This is a genomic window from Chitinophaga polysaccharea, from assembly GCF_902150045.1.
In the GTDB taxonomy this organism is placed as follows: domain Bacteria; phylum Bacteroidota; class Bacteroidia; order Chitinophagales; family Chitinophagaceae; genus Chitinophaga; species Chitinophaga polysaccharea_A.
Genome location: NZ_CABFVU010000003.1, coordinates 61422 through 83324 on the forward strand (window position 1 = coordinate 61422; position 21903 = coordinate 83324).

The 21903-nt window shown below is 49.1% G+C and carries 12 protein-coding genes; 10 read left to right on the top strand and 2 right to left on the bottom strand.

Annotated elements, in window-relative coordinates:
• Positions 1–9 precede the first annotated feature (9 nt).
• The 3 genes from FN124_RS20680 to FN124_RS20690 all read left to right on the top strand — a co-directional run bounded on the left by FN124_RS20680 (position 10) and on the right by FN124_RS20690 (position 6604).
• Positions 10–1791: a SusD/RagB family nutrient-binding outer membrane lipoprotein gene (locus FN124_RS20680; RefSeq protein ID WP_185937294.1), complete on the top strand. Its 1782-nt coding sequence runs from the start codon at positions 10–12 to the stop codon at positions 1789–1791.
• 12 nt (positions 1792–1803) lie between these two features.
• Positions 1804–2913 carry a glycoside hydrolase family 99-like domain-containing protein gene (locus FN124_RS20685; protein WP_142686696.1) on the top strand — a complete coding sequence of 370 codons (1110 nt, stop codon included), beginning with the start codon at positions 1804–1806 and terminating at the stop codon, positions 2911–2913.
• Between the two features lie 109 nt (positions 2914–3022).
• Entirely contained in the window at positions 3023–6604 is a 3582-nt protein-coding gene (locus FN124_RS20690) for a glycoside hydrolase family 2 protein (RefSeq protein ID WP_142686697.1), read from the top strand.
• A gap of 8 nt (positions 6605–6612) precedes the next feature.
• Here FN124_RS20690 and FN124_RS20695 read toward each other — a convergent pair whose 3' ends face one another.
• Both FN124_RS20695 and FN124_RS20700 read right to left on the bottom strand, forming a co-directional pair.
• Positions 6613–7638: an efflux RND transporter permease subunit gene (locus tag FN124_RS20695; RefSeq protein WP_142686698.1), complete on the bottom strand. Its 1026-nt coding sequence runs from the start codon at positions 7636–7638 to the stop codon at positions 6613–6615.
• A 203-nt stretch (positions 7639–7841) separates the two neighbouring features.
• Positions 7842–10526: a PQQ-dependent sugar dehydrogenase gene (locus tag FN124_RS20700; RefSeq protein WP_142686699.1), complete on the bottom strand. Its 2685-nt coding sequence runs from the start codon at positions 10524–10526 to the stop codon at positions 7842–7844.
• 221 nt (positions 10527–10747) lie between these two features.
• Between FN124_RS20700 and FN124_RS20705 the strand changes: the two genes are divergently transcribed.
• The 7 genes from FN124_RS20705 to FN124_RS20730 all read left to right on the top strand — a co-directional run bounded on the left by FN124_RS20705 (position 10748) and on the right by FN124_RS20730 (position 21890).
• A complete protein-coding gene (locus FN124_RS20705; RefSeq protein WP_142686700.1) occupies positions 10748–11035 on the top strand; it encodes a hypothetical protein in 288 nt (95 codons plus the stop codon).
• Between the two features lie 165 nt (positions 11036–11200).
• On the top strand, positions 11201–13774 hold the full coding sequence (locus FN124_RS20710) for a galactose oxidase (protein WP_142686701.1): 2574 nt from the start codon (positions 11201–11203) through the stop codon (positions 13772–13774).
• A 500-nt stretch (positions 13775–14274) separates the two neighbouring features.
• On the top strand, positions 14275–16329 hold the full coding sequence (locus FN124_RS20715; protein WP_142686702.1) for an SGNH/GDSL hydrolase family protein: 2055 nt from the start codon (positions 14275–14277) through the stop codon (positions 16327–16329).
• A 2-nt stretch (positions 16330–16331) separates the two neighbouring features.
• A complete protein-coding gene (locus FN124_RS20720) occupies positions 16332–16721 on the top strand; it encodes an SxtJ family membrane protein (protein ID WP_142686703.1) in 390 nt (129 codons plus the stop codon).
• 21 nt (positions 16722–16742) lie between these two features.
• The gene (locus FN124_RS30940) at positions 16743–16892 is read left to right on the top strand and encodes a DUF5989 family protein (protein WP_185937295.1); all 150 of its coding nucleotides are present in this window, start codon (positions 16743–16745) and stop codon (positions 16890–16892) included.
• Between the two features lie 3 nt (positions 16893–16895).
• Positions 16896–18764, top strand: coding sequence for a carbamoyltransferase family protein (locus FN124_RS20725; protein ID WP_142686704.1), 1869 nt, complete (start codon positions 16896–16898; stop codon positions 18762–18764).
• A 135-nt stretch (positions 18765–18899) separates the two neighbouring features.
• Positions 18900–21890 carry a SusC/RagA family TonB-linked outer membrane protein gene (locus tag FN124_RS20730; RefSeq protein ID WP_185937296.1) on the top strand — a complete coding sequence of 997 codons (2991 nt, stop codon included), beginning with the start codon at positions 18900–18902 and terminating at the stop codon, positions 21888–21890.
• Positions 21891–21903: the final 13 nt, after the last annotated feature.

Here is a 21903-nt window from a genome sequence, read left to right on the forward strand (position 1 = left end):
ATGTGTATCATGAAAGCAGTATATATCCTTTCTTTAATAACGATCATGTGCTGGGGATGCACCCGGGATTTTGAGAGCCTGAACACGGATCCCACACAGTTCAGCGAAGCCGCGCCGGAAGCAAGTATCCTGGCGGCTGTGAAAAATATGAACGCCCGTATGGCGGACTATAACACCAGTAAATACTGGGACCTCGGCCACCTGCTTTGCCAGCAGGCCAACAGGTACGATGTAACGGACGCCGGCCTGTGGCAAACATTTTACCAGGGCGTACTGGGTAATCTTAACCAGGTGGTGATCAATTACGGTAATGACTCGCTTTATAACAACCGTGTACAGGTGGCCCGTATCCTGCAGGCATACGCCTATTCCATTATGGCGGGCAACTTCGGCGCTGTGCCGCTGTACCAGGCGAACAACCCCGAGTACCTGTCGACCATCCTGTTTGAAAATGAAGATACCGTTTACAGCTATGTGCTCTCCACATTGAAGGATGCGGCATCCAGGATACAACTGAACGGCGACAAGCTCAAATATGATGCAGTATATAACGGCAACCTGCAAAACTGGATCAAGTTTGCCAATACCATGCGCCTGAAAATTGCGATCCGCACGCAAAGGAATATGGGGGCTGTGGCAAGACAGCATATCACGGAAGTAATGGCCAACGAATCGGCCACCATCAGCACTGAAGCGGAAACCGCGAAGATGAGCTTTGAAAATGTCAATAATAACGAGAACCCTTATTTCATTAAATACATTAAATCCAACCAGTACTTTCCATATGCGCCGGGCGCAACAGGGCAGGCGCCAAAAATGAGCGAGTTCCTGTTCACCGTGTTCCGGTCTTATAAAGATCCGCGTCTGGGCGTATATTACGACACCGTGCCTACGGCCAATCGTCTTATCTTAACAGATACGCTCAGCAGCACCGCAGATGATTCGCTGAGGGTAGTAACTTATCCTATCCCTTATCTTGGCCAGCCAAAAGCAGGTACCAAGCTGGCAGGATGGACCGCCCTTGCCGGTCAGCCGGACATAATAGGCGGTTCCAACATCAACAGCTATTCCAACGCCAACCCTGTCATCTACCAGGTGGGCCGGCCTATCATCATGCTTTCTTATGCAGAAGCATTGTTCCTGAAAGCGGAAGCCGCACAAATGGGGCTGGGCGGTAGTTTGAGCGCAGAGCAATACTACTACGCCGGTATAGACGCCAACTTCGCTTACTGGAATATCAGCACTGCTCTCCGCGATGAGTACAAAGGCCGGGATGGTATTAAATGGAATACCACCGGTATAGGGTTTAATAATTACCTGAGTCTTACCAACGCCAATATTGCTGCAGACCCGCTCACAAAAATATGGGTGCAGCGCTGGCTGAACTATTTCCCCGACGGCGGTTTCGACTGCTGGTGCCTGGAGCGGAGAACCCGCGTGTTCCGCCTGCCGCCGCATACCAATCCCGGTGGCAACTCTTCTTACTCTGCCAATCCAACTTATTCTGATGTACCGGGAAGAATGTCGTACCCGCTTTCCGTGGTGAACCTGAACCCGGTGGGCTACCAGAGCGCGCTGAAGGAACTGGGTGTAAGCCGTACAGACGATTATGATATTTACCAGCCATTGCATTTTGCAAAACCTTATACGGTGCCCGACTGGAACAATGAGCCGGCCGCCTATGATTACCGCTTTATCCAGAAATGGTATGGCACTACCATTCAGGAACTGGCTGCAGCTGCACAAAGGGATGGATTCAGATATGTGATCACCCAGACTTATCATCCTTAAAAAACTGACATCATGAAACGTGTTAATATACTTCTGGCAACAGCCGCTTTCCTGTTGCTCAACGCCTGCAAAAAAGACCTCAGCGGTCCTTCTGTGGATGATAATATCCTCAACTACGAAATACCGGAGGTGCCGGTAACGGAGAACTACGTGGTAGGCGCATTCTATACTTCTTTCGGTGGCTGGAACGCCAACATCAAAGAAGTGCCGGTAGTGGGAAAATACGGTATGCCCAATGGTGTGCTTACTGCCGGCGTGATGCCCAAACATATTGCCTATGGCGTAAAAGCAGGACTGGATTATTTCGTGTTCTCCTTCCGTTCTCCCAACAGGGACGCCAATAACTACAGATCGGATTCCACGCTGATCCGCGGGTTTATTGACGCCGACGGGGAAGGCCAGATGAAATTTGCCATGTCGTATAATTTCAGCACCGGCACCTACGGCGGCCTCAGTGCCACTAATCCTATCGAAAAAGATAAGCTGAAACTGGCGCAGTTCTTCGACGACTTCCGCCGCATTGTGCCTTATATGAAAGATGCGCATTACATGAAGGTGGGCGATAAACCCCTGCTGTATATCCAGAACGCACAAACGTTGTTTTCCGACAGCAACAAAGCCATTTATGATACGCTGAGAAGCCAGCTGAAAACATTGGGTGTGGAGCCTTACATAGTAGGCATGCAGGACCGCTGGACACCGCCCGCCCGTTATGAGATCCGCTTCAAAGGCTGTGTAGACGCCATCTATCACCAGTCGTTCAGCTCGCAGATCAACAACTGGGACAGGTGGTACCTGCTGCCGCAGATGACAGACCAGAACTGGAAATACTCAAAGGATTATTTTGAAAAGAATTTCGGAGCCGACTATGTGCCTAACATCACGCCGGCTTACAGCTGGAAGATCAACACACCTACCAGCACCAACCCCGAATACCCGCGTACCGATAGCGGCGCATTGTTCATAAAACTGTGCAATGTGGCTAAGATGAATGCCAGTAATAAAACCCGGCTGATCATGATAGACGGCTGGAATAACTGGACGGAAGACATGCAGCTTGAACCGGCAGAAAGCTACGGGGAACGTTATCTCAATATTGTAAGAACACAATTTAAGAAGTAACCCACTGTAACACCTGAGAATCGTGGAAGATTCAATTTGGATCACGTAATAACAGAAGGGGCCGTTTCCCGGCCCTTTATTTTTTCAGTATAAGAAAAGTATTAGTAAGATGATAAACAGCGTAAGGATTTTAGCGGCGCTACTGCTCACGGCAGGCAGCGCAGTATGCCAGCAACGTATTTCGTTCGGCAAACAAACAGCACTGGAAACAGCTGGCAAAGGATCGGTGACACAACATGACGGCATCCTGCAAACACAAAATGCCTACGCCGCTTTTGGTGATTCCCTGCTGAAGAATTACCGCTTCAGCTTCCGCGCCAGTACGCCAGATACTGCCCGGGAAGTGCAGATCTGGGCCGGTTTCCGGGCGTATAACCGGAACGACCGTTACATCCTGGCGCTCAGGGGCGGACGGCAGAATAACCTCTACCTCAGCCGGCTTGGCTATATGGGCGCCGATGAATTCCTGGCGCTGCGCACGCTGGATTTCCATCCCACGCCCGGCAAATGGTATACCCTGCGGGTGGAAGTATGCGGGCCCCGCATCCGTATATTCCTTAATGATGAATCACTCCCACGTATAGACGTTACCGATAGTAACAGTAGCCTTGCGCCATCGGGAAAAATTACCCTGGGCGGAGGCTGGATCAATACCCTTTATGATGACCTGGTGATAAAGCCTTTGCCTGATAATGCCCTGGACGGCGTGGACCGTAAAGAATATACCGCCGGCGCCACTGCTAAGGAAAAAGAAGCACTGCGTAAACAACAGCGCAATGCGTATCATCCTGTTGCGGTAACGGATATCAGCCGACCGCGCACAGAAATATCGCTTAATGGCAACTGGCTGTTTATGCCGGTATACCAGCTGGCAGATGAAAGCAAGGCTATCTCCCCGCAGGAAAGCGATGCGCAATGGCATACCATGCACGTGCCCGATTTCTGGAATCCCATACGGATATGGCTACACGGAGAAACGTTTGGCCGGCACCCTAAAGGCGCCTCTGATGCATACTTCCAGCAGGAAACCGCCAGGTGTGAGGGATATACTTTTGATTATAAAAAGACAAATGCAGCCTGGTACCGGCAATGGATCAACCTGCCGGCAGGCATTGAACAAAAGGAAACCCTTCTTCGCTTTGATGCTGTATCTAAAGTATCTGAAGTATATATCAACGGGAAACCTGCGGGCAGGCATACCGGTATGTTCGGTGAATTTGTGGTCAATGGCAAAGGATTGTTCAAGGCAGGAAAGAACCTGGTTACCGTGAAAGTGATCCGCGATTATGTAACCGGTATCAAAGACGCAGGCAAAGTAGTAGACGTTGCTGTGAGCGTGGAAGTAACCAACAAGATGCTGAAAGACCTTGCCCATGGCTTCTATAACGATGATCCCGCAGGCATCTGGCAACCGGTGTCACTGCTTATTACAGAGCCGCTGGCCATCACAGATGTATTCATCCAGCCCAATCTTACCGGCGCAGGATTTGATGTTACCGTGAAAAACAATACCGTCAAAGAACAGCCCTTTACCATCAATATGAATATCCCGGGTTTATATAAGGGAAAGCGTTTAGCCGGCGCCGTTATTAAAGCGGGAGAGGAGCAAACCCTGCATTATGAAATTAACCACCTGCAGCCACTGTTATGGTCGCCGCAAACACCCAACCTCTACAACTTTACTTTTTCCCTCGAAAGCAACGGCCGCATTACAGACAGTACTACCATCACTTCCGGCTTCCGCACCTTTGAAACAAAAGAAGGATACCTCTACCTGAACGGCCGCCGTTACTGGCTCCGCGGAGGTAACCAGACACCCTTTGCCCTGGCGCCCAACGATACGCAGCTGGCGGAACGCTTCTACGACCTGATGAAAGCAGGCAATATGGAAGTAACGCGCACGCATACCTCGCCCTACAATGAAAACTGGCTCGCTGCGGCCGACAGGAAAGGAGTGGGCATCAGCTTTGAAGGCACCTGGCCCTGGCTCATGATCAACAGCTCCATGCCGGAGGAACAACTCATCAGCAAATGGGCCGATGAATTTATCAGCCTCCTGAAAAAATACCGCAACCATCCTTCTATTTTGTTCTGGACGGTAAACAACGAAATGAAGTTCTACGACAACGATCCCGACCCGGTAAGAACGCGGCTTAAAATGAAGATCATTTCCGAAGTGGTGAAACGCATGCGGAAAACAGACGGTACCCGCCCTATCTGCTTTGACTCCAATTATAAAAGGAATGAGAAGAAATTCGGGAAAGACTTCTTTAAAGATATTGATGATGGAGACATTGATGATATTCATGCCTATATTAACTGGTACGACTACTCGATCTTCAAACAGTTCAACGGTGAGTTCCAGCAACGCAATCATAATGAAGGCCGCCCCCTGATCAGCCAGGAAATGTCGTCCGGCTATTCCAATAATGAAACCGGTCACCCGGTGCGCTTTTACACACAGGTGCATCAAACGCCACAGGAACTGGTAGGCGATCTGGCATATGAATTCAGTGATCCGGCCTGGTTCATGGAATCGCAGGCTTTCATTACCGGCGAACAGGCGGAAGCCTACCGCAGAACCAACGATAAGGCCGCCGGCATCCTGCACTTTGCTTTAATAAGCTGGTTCCGGAATGTATACGATGCCAAAGCCATTGAGCCGTATCCTGCTTACTACGCATTGCAACGCGCCTTGCAACCGGTACTGGTAAGCGCTGAGTTATGGGGCCGGCACTTCTATGCAGGCACGCAGCTTCCTGCCCGCATCTGTATTGTGAACGACCGCCACGAAGGAACGCCTTTAAGCGCAACGGAATTAACCTGGCAGCTGCAAACCAATGAAGGCGCCGTTATAGCCACAGGTACGCAATCCATACCGGAGGTGCCTTATTACGGCCGCCAATGGGTAACCCCCAATATCGCTATTCCGGAAAGGCTGCCCACAGCGGAAGTAAACGGTAAACTGGTACTCACGCTGAAGGAGCATCACCATTTGCTATCTTCCAACGAATGCAAAATAATACTGGCGGATCAACGTTTTTTTTCACCTGCACTCACCGCGCCTGTAGTATTGTTAGACGGAGCCGGGCAAATGAAGCCCGTATTCGACGCTTTGAAAATTAAATACACTGGTGCACCAACCGTAGGTGAAGCACTGGCTAAGAAAGGCGCGGTATATGTATTTGCCGGCCTGGAACCCGGGAAGAATATCAGCGCCGCGGAACAGCAACAGCTGCGATCCTTTGTTCAGGCAGGAGGGAAGGTATTACTCCTGGATGCAGCAAAATCGGCTGCTCAGCTGTTCCCTGAATATGTTTCCGGCGTATTGAATTTCCCGGAGGGAGATATTGTAAACATGGATATCCCTGAAGCGCCGGTATTCAAAGGCATCGGCCTCCTGGATCTCCGTTACTTCAATAACAACAAACGGGAACTACCGGCAGTATGCAACGGCGCACTAACGGTAAAGCGCCAACGCGGATTGGACATACTGGCAAAGCATATTAACGTGCACGGCTATATTAAAGGAGAAATGGCAGAGCGCGCCGCATATATGTCCGGTATCCAGGGCGCCACACTGGTGAAAGCCGGTAACGCCTGGCTATGTGCCATGTCGCTGGAAAAGGCGGCTACGGATCCTGTGGCGGGGAGGCTGCTTTATAATATAATAGCTGAACTGAGCAGGTAATGCGGAATTTACTCTGCGGAAATGTATAAGGAGTCTTGGGGGTTATATAATATCAGATGTTTTATACCGGCCGGAAATTTTGCCGATGCTGTTTCCATCAATTTGTTTGCCGCCACCTGGATCTTGTGATAATCTGAGCCGGCAAGCGGCATTACTACCATGCTGACACCAGGATTATTTTTTATGCGGGTGAAGTTTCCATATATATAAGGACCCGCTTCAATTTTAGTTGCTACATCCTTTAATTTCAAAACGGTGCCGGTATTAGTGTGAACAGGCATATCCCCGTATTTAGCCGGTTGGTTGCGCTTACTTTTGTATTTAATAATATAATCATAATCAAAAGCCCGGTTGCTTTTTTTGTACAATATTCCCGTTACCGCTTCCAAATTTTCTGCGGGGATAGCTGCTAATAGCGCTTTCAATGTTAAGTTAAAAGAAGCCATGCGGTCTTTGTTTAACCATATACGTAGTAATGAATCTTTATGTTCAGTAAGCGTGATCAAATGACTAACACCGGGAATTCGCCGTATTTCAGGAACAATGCGGGTAGCAGCATATTCAGTTAGGAATGCCTGGTCATAATCCCGGACATTTTCCGAATACATATCAATTGCCATCACCATTGGCTCATTTTGTCGCACAATGGTGATGCCGAACTGTATTACCTGCGAAGGCAGTTGTCCTGTTGTTGCGGCCAATACATTTGAAATATCCAGTTCAGCCTGGTCCTGTTGAGTGCCTGGTGTAAAGTAAATGGTCATCGTTAATGAACCATTACTACTTGCCGTATAGGTCATATAATCCATATTTTCAACGTAATGAAAAATGGAATCTTTTAGTGGGGCGGCTACTGAATCCAGCACTGTACCGGCATTTGCACCGGGATAACGTGCCTGCACCTGTATTGACAGAATGGGCTCGGAAGGTGATTGTTGTGCGGGTTGTTTAGCAGGCGCCGTTCCGCCACAACTAACCAGTAAAATGAATATAGTATAAATAACCGGAGCGGAATTAAGAAGGGTTCTAAACATCTTTTTTACAATTATGCAATGAGGAAAAACAACTTTAAATATTGGGGTATCGGCAAGATAACTTATACTTTAAGCGGTTGTTCATGGGCTTTATTTATATTGAACGATGTGGAAAGCTACAAAAAAACAGGGGAAAGAAGTATGCTGAAAAAAAGGGGCATTTCAGGTAAACTGAAACGCCCCGCACTATATTATAATATCACTTACGGTTTAAACTCCAGCCAGTCCAGCGTGAACAGGTGCTGGTTGGGTTGCTGATCTTTGCTGAATACAAAGTAAAGATCGTTCCTGCCGCCGGGATCCTGTACGGGTGCCGTTACTTCTATGAATTTATTCCAGTTGCCGGTTGCCTTGTATGCCAGTTTACTGATCACCGGTCCGGTAGCGCTGCCGGTATGGATTTCCAGGATCGCGTCTTTATCGAGCGATGAATAACGGTACGTTACTTTGTGAATACCTTTCAGGTCGATGTTCCTGAACACAAAGAACGATTTGTTATGGATGGATCCCAGTTGTTCTGCTGAGCGCCCGATGTTTTGAACAGAGTCGGCATCTTCTGCCTGCATACGGAGGGAGCGAAGCAGCAGCAGGGCACTGCCGCTAAGCGGGGAGGCGTTACCGCCGCCATCTGTATAAGTGGCTGCCAGTACATAATTGCCGTACTTCTCTTTACCCAGGTGATCTTTTAAGGCTACTGCGCCGGAAGCAGGCAAACTGCCAGCTGCCTGTTGTGTAGCCAGCGAGAGGATATATTTTACAATTTGCCCCGCATCGTCTACAGACAATTGCGGATGTGCCGCCATGGAATGTTCGCCCCAAACGCCGCCACCGCCTTTAATGATCTTGTTGGCGAGATAGGCAGGGGCTTTGGGATCTTTCTCATAGCGTTTGGCCACCTGTGTAAAGGCCGGGCCTACAGAGGCTTTATCCAGCTGGTGACAGGCTTTGCAATCGCTGCCTTCCATCAGCACCTTACCGGGATGCGCCGGTACCGTTGTAATAAGCTGGTGTCCTTGTTCCGTTTTAGATTTGCTGCGCGGAATGTAATGCAGGCCGATCATCAGCTGTTCGTTATTGATGGAAGGATCTTCGTTATCAGTAACTGTTACTGCATAATGCAGCGGGCTGTTATCAAAATAGAAAGTGTTGTTATCGGTAGTAGTGATCTTTACCACCGGCACGGTATTGCCCACCCGGATGGTAACGGTGTCTGTACTGCTGGCGCCTTCGGGATCCGTTATTTTCAGGATGGCGTGGTACACTCCATTTTTTTCGTAGGTATGTACGGGAGAGGAATCGGTAACAGCAGCAGTGGCATCACCAAAGTTCCATTCGTATTTCAGCGCTTGTCCTTCATCAAAGTCGTAGCTTTTTTTGCTGCTGAAATTTACTTTCATGGGTGCGGTGCCTGCAGTGTCAATAGTTGTGATAGTTGCTACAGGACCGCGGTTGCCGCCATTGTAGGAAATACGTACCAATCGCGCGTCATCATTGTCAATACCATATACAGAGCCATACTCCAGGATGTAGAGGTCGCCGCCTTTACCGATGGCCATGTCTACCGGGCGTCTGAAATCGCCGTTTGTTTTCATGAAGGGCTCCATCGATTTAAAGTTGTACTGGCTGTCGAGCCGCACGGCATATACCCAGTTACGCATCCAGTCGTAAATGAACAGGGCGTTGTCGTACCATTCGGGTAAGCCGGTGGGGCTAACGGTAGCCTTGTTATAATGATATACCGGTCCGGCCATGGCGCAACGGCCGCCATTGCCCAGTTGTGGGAACACGGAGGAAGAATCGTACGGGTACCAGATCATGGCCTTTTGCGCCGGCGGTAATACTTTCAGGCCGGTGTTATGCGGGGAGTTATTTACCGGGGCTTCCGCCTTGAAAGGAGCGCCAATGGTTTTGGTAGCAAAATCGTATTGGGGATACACTTTGTTATCGCCTACTACGAATGGCCAGCCGAAGTTGCCCGGCTTTTTGGCCTGGTTGATCTCATCGTAGCCGCGTGGTCCCTGCTCGCTGTCCTGTCCTGCATCGGGGCCTACTTCGCCCCAGTACACAATACCGGTGGCCGTGTCTACCGACATACGGTAGGGGTTGCGGCAGCCCATGGCGTATATTTCAGGGCGTGTATTGGCAGTGCCTTTGGGGAACAGGTTGCCGGCAGGAACAGTGTAGCTGCCATCCGGCTCGGGATGGATGCGCAGCACTTTTCCGCGCAGGTCGTTGGTATTGCCGGCAGAGCGCTCTGCATCAAAGGTGATACGGCCGGGAATAGTATCTATCGGCGCATAGCCGTTGGATGCAAATGGCACCGTGTTATCGCCGGTGGAAATAAAGAGGTTGCCGTCGCGGTCCCAGTCGAGCGAGCCCCCGGTATGCGCGCTCACTTCCAATTCCAGGGGAATGGTCAGCAATACTTTCTCGGAAGACAGGATCAGGGAGTCTTTCCCTTCCATGGTAAAGCGTGACACCTGTTGTGCGGCCGGTAACTTATTGGGTGTATAATAAAAGTAGATGTAATGATTTTTTTCAAAACCCGGGTCCAGGGTTACGCCCAGCAGCCCGTTGCCAAATCCTTCCTTGGTATCCGGCAGTACCGGGAATGTATATACGACTTTGGTGGTTTGTGCAGCAGGATCGTAATGATACAATTTGCCGCTGCGCTCAATAAAATATACGCTTCCGTTACCGGCAACAGCCAGTTCCATTGGTTCGTTCAGGTCGTTTGAAAGAATGGTTTTGGTAAAACGGTTGTCTTCCGGCGCTTTAGTCGATTTGCTCCCGGCTGGCTGATCGCCGCACCCCTGCATTATTAGTGTCGATCTGACAATAATAATGGCTGGCAATATCTGTGTGCATAACTTGAACTGTCCACTCATGTAATATGATTATAGATTTGGTTAGCGGGGCACAAAATAAAAGAATATTGTATTTTTTTTTCTGAAAATGGATGAAAGGAAACAATATCGGATAGGCAGTTCATACTTATATCATCTACCCAATAGCGAATTTAATATCAGGAAGAAAGGAAGGTTTGGCATTTTTTCCGCTGCTTCCGTATATTTGAGGCCCACATTATTCAGGCTGATAAATTTTAAAGATGGATCTGAACGAATTTAAACAATCCTTACAGGAGGCGCATCCACCCAAAAATATGTCGATATATCTTGATTCCCTCTGGTATGAAGGGAAAGGGAACTGGAACAAGGCGCACGACCTGGTAGATGATCTGCCCGGACCGGATGCCGCCAGGGTACATGCTTACCTGCACAGGGTAGAGGGAGACCATGCAAATGCGGATTACTGGTATCGGCGGGCGGGCACAACCAGGCCTTCCATTACCCAGGAAGAAGAGTGGGAATTGCTGGTGAGCCAGTTTTTAAAATAGCCGGCAACCGGTGTCTGCTGATTGCCAACTTAGGGTGTATAATTTACATTTGTCATTGATTATTAGGCCATAAAAAAGCACTAATTTGTTTATTATTTGTATATTCCACGTGGCGTTAGATCGATAAGTATTAAACAAACAGTTATTTTAGTTTTTTAGCGGAGTATGTGGAAATTTATCCTTTTACTATTTTTATCTGTTCATCTGGTTACAAATGCTGGTTATGCTCAGTCCTATGGATTACGCTTTTCTAGTCATGAAGTGGTGCAGGAAAGGAGAACAACGCTGAATTTAACTTCATCAGGCCCCCTGTGTTTCAAAAAGAGCGGCGAAATATCATTCGATTTTAATTTACTCCCCTATAAGGAAACTTATTTCGGTTATGTATTAAGGATCATTGCTGCCAACAACGAGAATATAGACCTGGTTTATAACCAGCGGGAACGCAGCTTTAACTTCCTCATCGGGGAAAGCTTTTCCAGGGCATTTGCTATCGACTCTATCGCCCTTTTCGGTGGATGGACGCATATTGCGATTCAATTCGACCCTGAGCATAACGAAGCCTCCATCTCAGTTAACAATAAATTTGTTGCCAAAGGCCCGGCAAAACTGGGCAGCCCTGCATGTACCCGGGTATTCTTTGGTACCAATACCTACGAAGGGTTTCAAACGGTAGACATTCCGCCTATGAACCTCCGTAATATAGTAGTGAAAGAAGGAGGCCATACCAGGTATAACTGGCCTCTTTCTGAAAATGAAGGCAATACGGCCACAGATCTGCAGGAAGGTAAAACCGCCGTGATCCGCAATGCCAACTGGATAGGGCCCAGGCACCGCAACTGGAGCCTGCTCAGGAGCTGGGAAATCAGCGGTACGCCCAGTGTGGCATTCGACCGGGAAAAGGAAGTGCTCTATATTGTGTCTTCCGATTCTTTATACCAGATCTCTTTTAAAAATGAACAGGAGCAGAGCGTCCGCCTTTCCGAACGGCTGGATAGCCTGATGCCGGGGAACCAGTCGGTGTTCAACCCTTTCTTAAATAAACTTTTCAATTTTTATATCGATCAGAAGAAAGCTGGATCCTATGATTCTGCTGCACGGAAATGGGATATCCGCTATACGCCTGACCTGCTCACCGTTTACTGGCAGGCCAATAAATTTATCTCCCGGTCCGACTCCTCGCTTTATATCCTCTGCGGATACGGGCAAATGCAATATAAGAATACCGTGCAGCGCTATCATTTCGGCACGGGGCAATGGGATTCTGTGCCCGCCACCGGGGAAAGACTTACCCCCAGGTACCTGGCCGCCACCGGCGCCACTGAAAACGGCGATACCGCCTATATTCTCGGCGGCTATGGCAGCAACAGCGGCAACCAGGTGGTAAACCCCCGTCATTATTACGACCTGATGGCCTTTTATGTAAAGGATCACTCCTTTCATAAAGTGCTGCAACTGGAAGAACCTCCCGCACAGTTCTGCTTCGCCAACAGCCTGGTCATAGACCCGGCTACCCGGAATTATTACGCCCTCATCTTCCCGGATGATAAATTCAATACTACCCTGCAACTGGTGGAAGGCTCCCTGAAAGCGCCAGGACTAAAGCCCCTGGCCGATGCCATTCCTTATTCTTTTCATGATATCAAGTCGTTCGCCGACCTTTATTACTGCCGCAACAGTAAAAAACTGGTGGCGGTAACCCTCTATACTTCAAAAGACAATAACACCACAGTAAAAGTATATACGCTGGAATTCCCGCCTGATGCCGTATTAGCGGAAAGCGCCGGGCTGAAAGGGATCTCCGCATGGTATCTATTGCTGCTGGTCCCTGTGGCGGGAATCATTGTGTTCCTGCTCCGCCGCCGTAAAAAGGCCGCGCCACAACAGGCTGCTGCAACGGCTGCCACCACTCCGGCCACTGCGCCGGTTACCCCTGCCACGTCATTGCCGCCGCTGCCGGTGGTGATACCCGAAACCACTACCGACGAAACTGCACCGGAAGAGATCATCGCCGAAAAGAAAGGCCATGTCTATTTCTTTGGCCCGTTCGAGGTGCTGGACAAGGAAGGGCAGGATATCACCAAATTCTTTACCCCACTTCTCAAGGAATTATTCCTGCTTATTGCCATCAACACCATCCGTTCAGGGAAAGGTATTTCGTCGGACCGGCTTTATGCCACCCTCTGGCGCGATAAATCCAGTAAGGAAGCGCAGAACAACCGCTCGGTGAATATGGTGAAGCTGAAAGCCATACTCGATAAACTGGGCGCCTGCGCCTTTGTAAAAGAAGCGGACCGCTGGAGCCTCCAGTATGCCACAGACGACATCGATATGGACCTGGCCGGGTTCCAGCAACTGCTGCACTCGCCCCGGCCCCTGCAAAAGCAACCCGTCCGCGACCTGCTGAAGATCCTTCACCGTGGCTCTTTCCTCCCTGATGCCAACTATACCTGGCTGGAAGATATCCAGTCCGAAATTTCAGGAGTAGCCCTCGATATTCTCACAGAAGCCGCCAACCAGTTCAATACAGATCCCGAACTGCTGATTGAGATCGCCGACAGCATCTTCCTCTTCGACCCGGTAAACGAAGAAGCGCTCCGCATGAAATGCAGCAGCCTCGTAGCGCTTGGCCGCCACTCACTGGCCAGAGCCGCCTTCAACAAATTCGCAAAGGAATATCTCCACATGTACGGGGAGGAGTTCCCCCAGCCGTTCACGGCCTATTCGGGGGATAAATGAGCGGATTTTGTCTTGGAACACTGATTACGCTGATTTTGATGATTAGTTTGATTTTATTTTTTGGAATTTTGGGGAGATGTTGGACCTACCAGGGCCTGGGGCTGTGAATAAGCTACAACTAACACAGGTGTAAGGCATACTGTAGGAGTCTTCCTGTTATATCTATATCTCACCGGAAAGTAGAACAAAATTAACCTGTTATTATGCCATATTTATACAAGTATAGGGTATATAGGGCGGAACTATGGCGTATATATGGTGAAAATACGGCGGAAACCGGAAGTATCCATACTGTAGCCCAGTAGCATACATACAGAACCCGTCCGGAAACCCCAACCACCATCACCAAATTAATAAAATCAATGAAATCATCAAAATTAGCGTAATCCTGAGTCCGACAAAATCCCCGGCGATTAATTAAAACTTAATTCATTATTTCTTTTCACCGTTAGTGCATTATTAGTGCTGCCATTAAGGCTGCCCGGATAAATTGCATTGTAATGAATAAGACAAGATTCCACGACTATGGCACTCAGGCCACTTTATTACGAAAAAAAAGAATGCTGGTGATCAGGATCATCAGCATTCTTTTTCCCTTTTTAATAATAGGTGGAGTGGAGGCAGGACTGCGGGTATTCAATTACGGCCACAGCCTTCAACTTTTTATTACGGCTCCGCAACACCCCGGTTATTACCAGCTCAACCCGGCCGCTTCCCTGAAATATTTTTCCAATGCCGATATCGCCACAAAGGGAAATAGCGAGTTGTTTAAGAAAGTAAAGGATTCCGGCACGCTCCGCATCTTTGTACTGGGAGAATCCACCACTATCGGGTATCCCTATTTTCACAACGGCTCCTTTCACCGCTGGCTGCAATTCCGGCTCATGCATACCAACCCGGATAAGCACCTGGAGATCATTAATCTTTCATTAACCGGTGTTAATTCCTATACTGTAGAAGGCTTTACAAAAGAACTGCTGCCGTATCAACCCGATGCAGTACTTATTTATACCGGCCACAACGAGTATTATGGTTGCCTGGGCACCGGCAGTACAGACAATATCGCCGGCAGCCCTTTCATAGTGCACCTGGTGCTGAAGCTGAGGGAGCTGCGTATTACACAGCTCATGGCCGCTGCGCTCCACAAACTTTCCCCGCTGAAACCCGCCGGTACGGAAGGCGGGGGCAAAACCCGCATGGAAATGATGGTGGCGGAACAGCAGATCCCTTTCGGATCTGCCATGTATGAAAGAGGTATCACCCAGTTCACTGCCAATATGGACAATACCCTGCGTATGCTGGATGAGGCCAATGTGCCGGTATTTATCAGCAACCTCGTGTCTACCGAAAAAGACCTGTTCCCTTTTATCAGTATAGCACCCGACAGCGCAAAATACCCGGGCTTTGGTACTGCGTACCGGAACGGGGAACAGGCGATAGCCAAAGGTGATTCCACTGCGGCGATGCAATATTTTCTTGCTGCGGAAAACAGCTACAGCGCACATGCCGGCTGTAATTATTACCTGGGAGTATTGTCGTTGCAAAAAGGCGACAGCACTGCTGCCAAAGCATACTATGATAAAGCCCGGGATCTCGACGCGCTCCGTTTCCGCGCACCTTCCAAACTGAATAAAGTGCTGCTTGACCTGTGCAGCAAATATAAAAATGCCCACCTGGTAGATGCCAACGCCGCTTTTGAAGCCGCCAGTCCGGGGCATATCATTGGCAACAACCTGGTCCTGGAACATGTGCATCCTAACCTGGACGGCTATGCGCTGTTGTCGGATGTATTTTATACTACCATGAAAAGGCAGGGTCTTTTCAAAGCGCCCAACGACAGTGCCATGAGTTTCGCGCAATTACTGAAAGCCATGCCCATCACGGCTGTTGATAGTCTTTCCGGCGCTTATAAAATTGCCAACCTCAAAAAAAGCTGGCCTTTTAAGACTACTCACGTATACGATACAACGTTGATCTCCACCGGGGAAGAACAGCTGGCCTACAACGTGGCTTTCAGGAAAACCTCCTGGGAAGCAGCATTGCAGCAGCTGTACAACGGCTACAATCAAACCGGTGATTTTGCGCATGCAGCTACCATAGTGGCCGCATTGGTTCAGGAGCATCCTACTGAAGCGGCGTATTATGAAGAAGCCGGCAACTACAATGGTAAACTGAATAACACGGCAGAAGCCATTTTCTATTTTAAAAAGGCATTTGCCCTGTCGCCCGCATTTGATGTGGCCAGAACGCTTTTTGTGCTTTACCTGAAACAGGATGATGCCGGCAAAGCCCTGCCTTACCTGGATTATGCCATAGAGCATAACGACCGTCGATTAAACCTGTTGCCGGTGAAGGACTGCCTGTTGCAGATCCTGGAGCTGCAAACAGTGGCGGCCAGGGAACCGGCAAATGTGACTGTGCTCAACCAGATTGCAGGATTGTATTTCCGCATGGGCAATAAAGACGGCGCTGAGTTGTATGTGGAAAAAGTATTGCAGGCATCGCCAGGTAATAAGGATGCACTCAATATGCAAAGCCAGTTGAAAAAAGTATAGTTATGTGGAAAGGATTTACACCTATCAGTGGGCAGCAATGCATGGAGTTCGGACAGGTAGCTACCGCTGCTATGCTGGCGGCATCGCTTTATTACCGCGACTTCCGACTGGTGATCGCAGCATTGCTGCTATTGCTCATCATATTGCTGGCGCCCCGGCTTTTATATCCGCTGGCGCTGTTGTGGTTTGGCCTGGCAAAGGTATTGGGAGAAATAAACGTGCGCATACTGCTTACCCTTGTTTTTATACTGGTGGTAATACCGGTGGGCCTGTGGCGGAAATGGAGGGGCAAAGATACTTTGCAGCTGCGGAGGTTTAAAAAAGATAAGGGATCGGTAATGGATATACGAAATCACGTGTATACAAAAGAAGATCTGCAGCATACATTTTAAAACGATCATTATTCACATGCCATGGAATTTTTGCATGAACTGCTCTACTTTTTAAAGACACGGAAAAAGTTCTGGCTGCTGCCGCTGATCATCGTGTTGTTGTTGCTGGCATCGCTGGTAGCATTAACAAGCGCTTCTGCGCTGGCGCCTTTTATTTATGCCATATTTTAAGCATTGAGAAAAATTATCCTGGGCATATCGGCATTTTATCACGACAGTGCAGCAGCACTGATCATCGACGGGCATATTGTTGCGGCCGCCCAGGAGGAGCGTTTTACCCGTATAAAGCAGGATGCTGCTTTCCCTGTGCAGGCTATTAAATATGTATTATCGGAGGCCGGCATTTCCTTCGATGAGCTTACAGCAGTGGCATTTTATGATAAGCCTTTGCTGAAGTTTGAGCGGCTGCTGGAAACCTATCATGCTTTTGTGCCGCGGGGCTGGCGTAGTTTTATTACTGCCATGCCGGTGTGGATGAAGGAAAAAGTGTTTATGAAGAAAATGCTGCGGCGGCAGTTCCGCGCATTGGGCGCCACGGTAAAGGTACCGCTGTATTTCCCGGAGCATCATTTGTCGCATGCTGCCAGCGCATTTTATCCTTCGCCTTTTCAGTCGGCCGCCATCCTTACGGTAGACGGCGTAGGAGAGTGGGCCACCACTACTATCTGCCATGGCGCCGGCAGTGATATTAAAATACTGAGGGAGCTGCGTTTTCCACATTCCCCGGGACTGTTGTATGCCGCCTTTACTTATTTCCTGGGCTTTAAAATAAACAGCGGCGAATATAAGCTCATGGGACTTTCGCCTTACGGCCTGCCGGATGATCCGCAAACCATTGTGTTCAGGGAAAAGATCATGGCAACGTTGGTGGATATACGAAAAGATGGATCCATCCTGCTGAACATGGATTATTTTGAATTTGCCACGGGGCTGAAAATGACAGCCACGCCTCTGTGGGAGGCGTTGTTCGGGATGCCAAGACGGGAGCCGGAATCGGCCATCACGCAGGATCATATGAACCTGGCGCTGGCCATTCAACAGGTGATGGAGCACATTGTAGTGGCACTGGCGCGCACGGCAAAGGAAATTACCGGCAGCAGGCAGCTGGTGATGGCAGGCGGCGTAGCGCTGAACTGTGTAGCCAACAATAAAATAAGGGCAGCCGGGATCTTTGAAGATATCTGGATACAGCCTGCTGCCGGTGATGCCGGCGGCGCATTGGGCGCTGCATATGCTGCTTATCATATAGGAATGGAACAGGCGCGTATTTTTTTTACGGGAGATGATGCGATGCAGGGCGCTTTCCTTGGCCCCGCCTATGGCGACGCGGATGTCCGGAAGCTGCTGGCCCGCTATGGAGCAGTGGCCGTGCACGAGCCGGATTTTGAAACGCTCACACACATGGTAAGCGCTCACCTGGCAAATGGAAAAGTAGTGGGCTGGTTCCAGGACCGGATGGAGTTTGGCCCCCGCGCGCTGGGCAACCGCAGCATCCTTGCTGATCCGCGGCAACCAGGTATGCAGCGGCAACTCAACCTGAAAATAAAATTCCGGGAAAGCTTCCGCCCTTTTGCACCGGCGGTACTGGCAGAAGACGCAGCTCTTTATTTTAATGATGCAGGCGCTTCTCCTTATATGTTATTTACTACTACATTGAAAGAAACACAACAGGGCGCTGTTGCTGCAGGGAACAACATGCCGCATACCGGGACTGCCATTGCCGGACGCCTGCAGCTGCAACGATCCGCCATCCCTGCAGTTACGCATCTCGATTACTCTGCGCGGATACAAACCGTACATGATACGCTTCATCCAAAGCTGCATCAACTTATTAATAGTTTTAAAAAATTAACGGGTTGCAGTGTGCTGATCAATACCTCTTTTAATGTAAGGGGAGAGCCGGTGGTGAACACACCTGAAGATGCATGGCTTGCCTTTATGCGAACGGAAATGGATTACCTGGTAATTGGCCATTATGTTTTTGACCGTCGCCGGCAACCGTCGCTGCCAAAGGAGTTGCTTAGATCATTTGAATTGGATTAATACATCTTTCTAAAAGAAATTTTTTGAAAAATATAACATTAATACCGCTGTTAGTTCATTATTAGCGCTGCTGTTAGGCCGCTGATGCTTACTTGCATTCATTATTTTCTTATCAATCGAAATATCGTTCGCGTTATGAAAAGATTACTATTGCTGATGCTCCTCGCATCGGGCCTGTTACAGGCCTATGCACAAAAGCAGTTGACAAAGGGTAAAGTGCTGGATGAAACCGGCCAACCACTACCTGGCGCCACTGTAAGGGTAAAAGGTACCAACATTTCAAGTCCCACCAATGCACAGGGCGAATTCCAGATTGCCACCGGCGAAACCACTTCCCCGGTACTGGTTATTTCCTATATCGGTTACATCGCACAGGAGGTGGCGGTTACCGGCGACAATCTGACCATTACATTGAAAACAGATGCCAGGTCGCTGAACGATGTGGTGGTAGTGGGTTATGGTACACAGAAAAAAAGCGACGTAACCGGGGCCACCAGCTCGGTGAAAGCGGTTGAAATTGCCAAGCGTCCTTTGGTAAGGGTAGAACAGGCATTGCAAGGTACCACTTCAGGCGTTACTGTGCAAAGCAACAGCGGCCAGCCGGGTAAAGGGATCAGTGTAAGGATCCGCGGCGCCAGCTCCATTACGGGCGGTAATGATCCGCTGTATGTAATTGATGGTTACATTGGCGGCAACCTGGAGTCTATTGCTCCCGGCGACATTGAAAGCCTGGAAATCCTGAAAGACGCATCTGCCACCGCTATTTATGGTTCCAGGGGGTCTAACGGCGTAGTAATGGTGACCACTAAAAGTGGCAAATCAGGAAAACCAAGAGTGGATTTCAGTGGCTGGGTGAGCAGAAATTCTTTGCCAAAAAAACTGAGCCTGCTGAATGCCTACCAGTTTGCCCAGCAGGTAAACCTGAAAGGAGATGTTACCGGAACAGGTCACCCGTTTTCAGATGCGCAACTGGCGGATCTGAAAAATAACCCGGCTGGCACCGACTGGCAGGATGAATTAACACAAAAGCCATTGGCCCAGAATTACCAGGTAGCTGTATCCGGTGGTTCCGACAATGTGAAATACTACTTCTCCTATAACTATCTTGACCAACCAGGTTTGCTGGTAAATTCGGGCTATAAAAGACATACGCTGAGAGCAAACGTGGATGTGAAACTGAATAGCAAAATGGATCTGAAAGTGAACATCACGGGTCTGTTGCCACAATCGCACAACACCGATTTCTCCGGCGATATCACCGATCCGTTTGCGGAGGCCAGCATGTGGGACCCTACCAGCCCCGTAAAAGATGCACAGGGTAACTACATTCCAAGATCCAATTTTGCATCCCTGGCTACCAACCCGCTGCAAAATATGATGAGCCGTTCTGTAGATGGAAAAACGTCTAACCTAACTGCTACCGGTGTGTTCACGTATCGTATCATCGATCACCTGACATTTACTTCCAATAACAGTTATGAATTACAGAGCCAGCAAACGCAATCGCTCTTTCCTCCGGGATCAAACGAAGCATATAACGGTAACGACTATGCCAAAGTGGAAAACTCCCGTTACAGAAGCTGGCAGAACTCCAACTTCCTTACTTATAGCAACCGTTTTGGCAAACATGCCCTCACTGTAACAGCCCTCGTAGAACAGGCGTCTAAACTCAATAACAATACTATTGCCCAGGCCAACCAGCTGTCTACCTACAGCCTGGGTTACTGGAATCTTGGATTGGGTAAAACACAATCCACCAGCAGCGGTTACTGGTCGGATGCACTGATCTCCTACATGGGAAGGGTAAACTATGCCTTTAACGATAAATACCTGTTAACCGTATCTGTACGTACAGACGGATCTTCCCACCTGGTTGACAAATACTCCACTTTCCCTGCGGTAGCATTGGGCTGGGCAGTAGATAAGGAAGGTTTTATGGCCAGTTCCAAAGTGATAACAGGCCTGAAGCTCCGTGCCAGCTATGGTCAGACGGGTAACCAGGCGGTGCCCGCCTATTCCTCCATTGCGCAGATAGGAACAGCACTGCCTTACTACTTTGACGGCAGCACGCCAAGCGTAAACACGCCGCTGGGCACACCGGTGTCCACCTCCCTGCGTTGGGAGAAGAACACTACCTATGATGTGGGAGTGGATATGGAATTATGGCGCGGCCGCTTAACTTTCACGGCAGATGCCTACAATAAAAAAGTTACAGACCTGCTGTATGCTACGGACAATCCTTTCTATTACGGCGGCGGAAGCTTCCAGCGCAATATCGGCAGCGTGAGAAATACCGGTCTTGAGTTCAGCATTGGTGGTATGCCGGTGGTGGGCAAGGACTTCAAATGGACCAGCAATTTCAACATCTCCTTTAACAGGAACGAAGTACTGGACCTCGGCGGCCAGGATAACATCATTGTAAATGGTATCGGCTCCGCACAACAGGGCGTATCTATCATTAAAGTAGGAGAGCCGTTAGGCACTTTCTATGGTTACAGGTACCTGGGCACCTGGAAAAGTGAAGAGAAAGACGAAGCCGCTTTATACGGCAAGAAACCGGGCGATACCAGGTATGCGGATCTCGATGGAGATAAGAAACTTTCCGGCGGCGACCTCACCACCATCGGTAACGGTATGCCTAAATACTACTTCGGCTTTATCAACGATTTCTCTTACAGGAACTGGAGCCTCAACCTGATGTTCCAGGGTACGCACGGCAACCAGATGTTCTCTTTCAGCCAGCCTTATATCATGGGCGGGCTTGGTGATGCCCGTGACGCCACCAGCACTGTTATCCTGGATATGTGGACACCCGAAAAACAAACGGATGTACCTGTATATGGTAACCAGAATGAAATCAAGAGCAGCCGTTATGTATATGATGCCAGCTATATCAAGCTGAAAAATATCTCCCTGACTTATGCCATCCCGGCCAGCCTGCTGAGCAGAATTCATGCACGCAGCCTGGATGTTTATATCAGCGCACAGAATATCTGGACCATCACCAATTTCCCTGGCTATGATCCGGAAGTAACCAATGCTACCAATGCTATTACACAAGGTTTGGAAACAGGTACCGTGCCTAACCCCAAAACCTATACGATTGGTGTAAGACTTGGCCTATAATTAAAAAGAAAAG

Bases quoted from the DNA above. Each gene is read 5' to 3' on its own strand.
- FN124_RS20730 (WP_185937296.1), top strand. From the start codon at position 18,900: ATGAAAAGATTACTATTGCTGATGCTCCTCGCATCGGGCCTGTTACAG.
- FN124_RS30940 (WP_185937295.1), top strand. From the start codon at position 16,743: ATGGAATTTTTGCATGAACTGCTCTACTTTTTAAAGACACGGAAAAAG.
- FN124_RS20700 (WP_142686699.1), bottom strand. From the start codon at position 10,526: ATGAGTGGACAGTTCAAGTTATGCACACAGATATTGCCAGCCATTATT.
- FN124_RS20705 (WP_142686700.1), top strand. From the start codon at position 10,748: ATGGATCTGAACGAATTTAAACAATCCTTACAGGAGGCGCATCCACCC.
- FN124_RS20720 (WP_142686703.1), top strand. From the start codon at position 16,332: ATGTGGAAAGGATTTACACCTATCAGTGGGCAGCAATGCATGGAGTTC.
- FN124_RS20715 (WP_142686702.1), top strand. From the start codon at position 14,275: ATGAATAAGACAAGATTCCACGACTATGGCACTCAGGCCACTTTATTA.
- FN124_RS20710 (WP_142686701.1), top strand. From the start codon at position 11,201: ATGTGGAAATTTATCCTTTTACTATTTTTATCTGTTCATCTGGTTACA.
- FN124_RS20685 (WP_142686696.1), top strand. From the start codon at position 1,804: ATGAAACGTGTTAATATACTTCTGGCAACAGCCGCTTTCCTGTTGCTC.
- FN124_RS20695 (WP_142686698.1), bottom strand. From the start codon at position 7,638: ATGTTTAGAACCCTTCTTAATTCCGCTCCGGTTATTTATACTATATTC.
- FN124_RS20680 (WP_185937294.1), top strand. From the start codon at position 10: ATGAAAGCAGTATATATCCTTTCTTTAATAACGATCATGTGCTGGGGA.
- FN124_RS20690 (WP_142686697.1), top strand. From the start codon at position 3,023: ATGATAAACAGCGTAAGGATTTTAGCGGCGCTACTGCTCACGGCAGGC.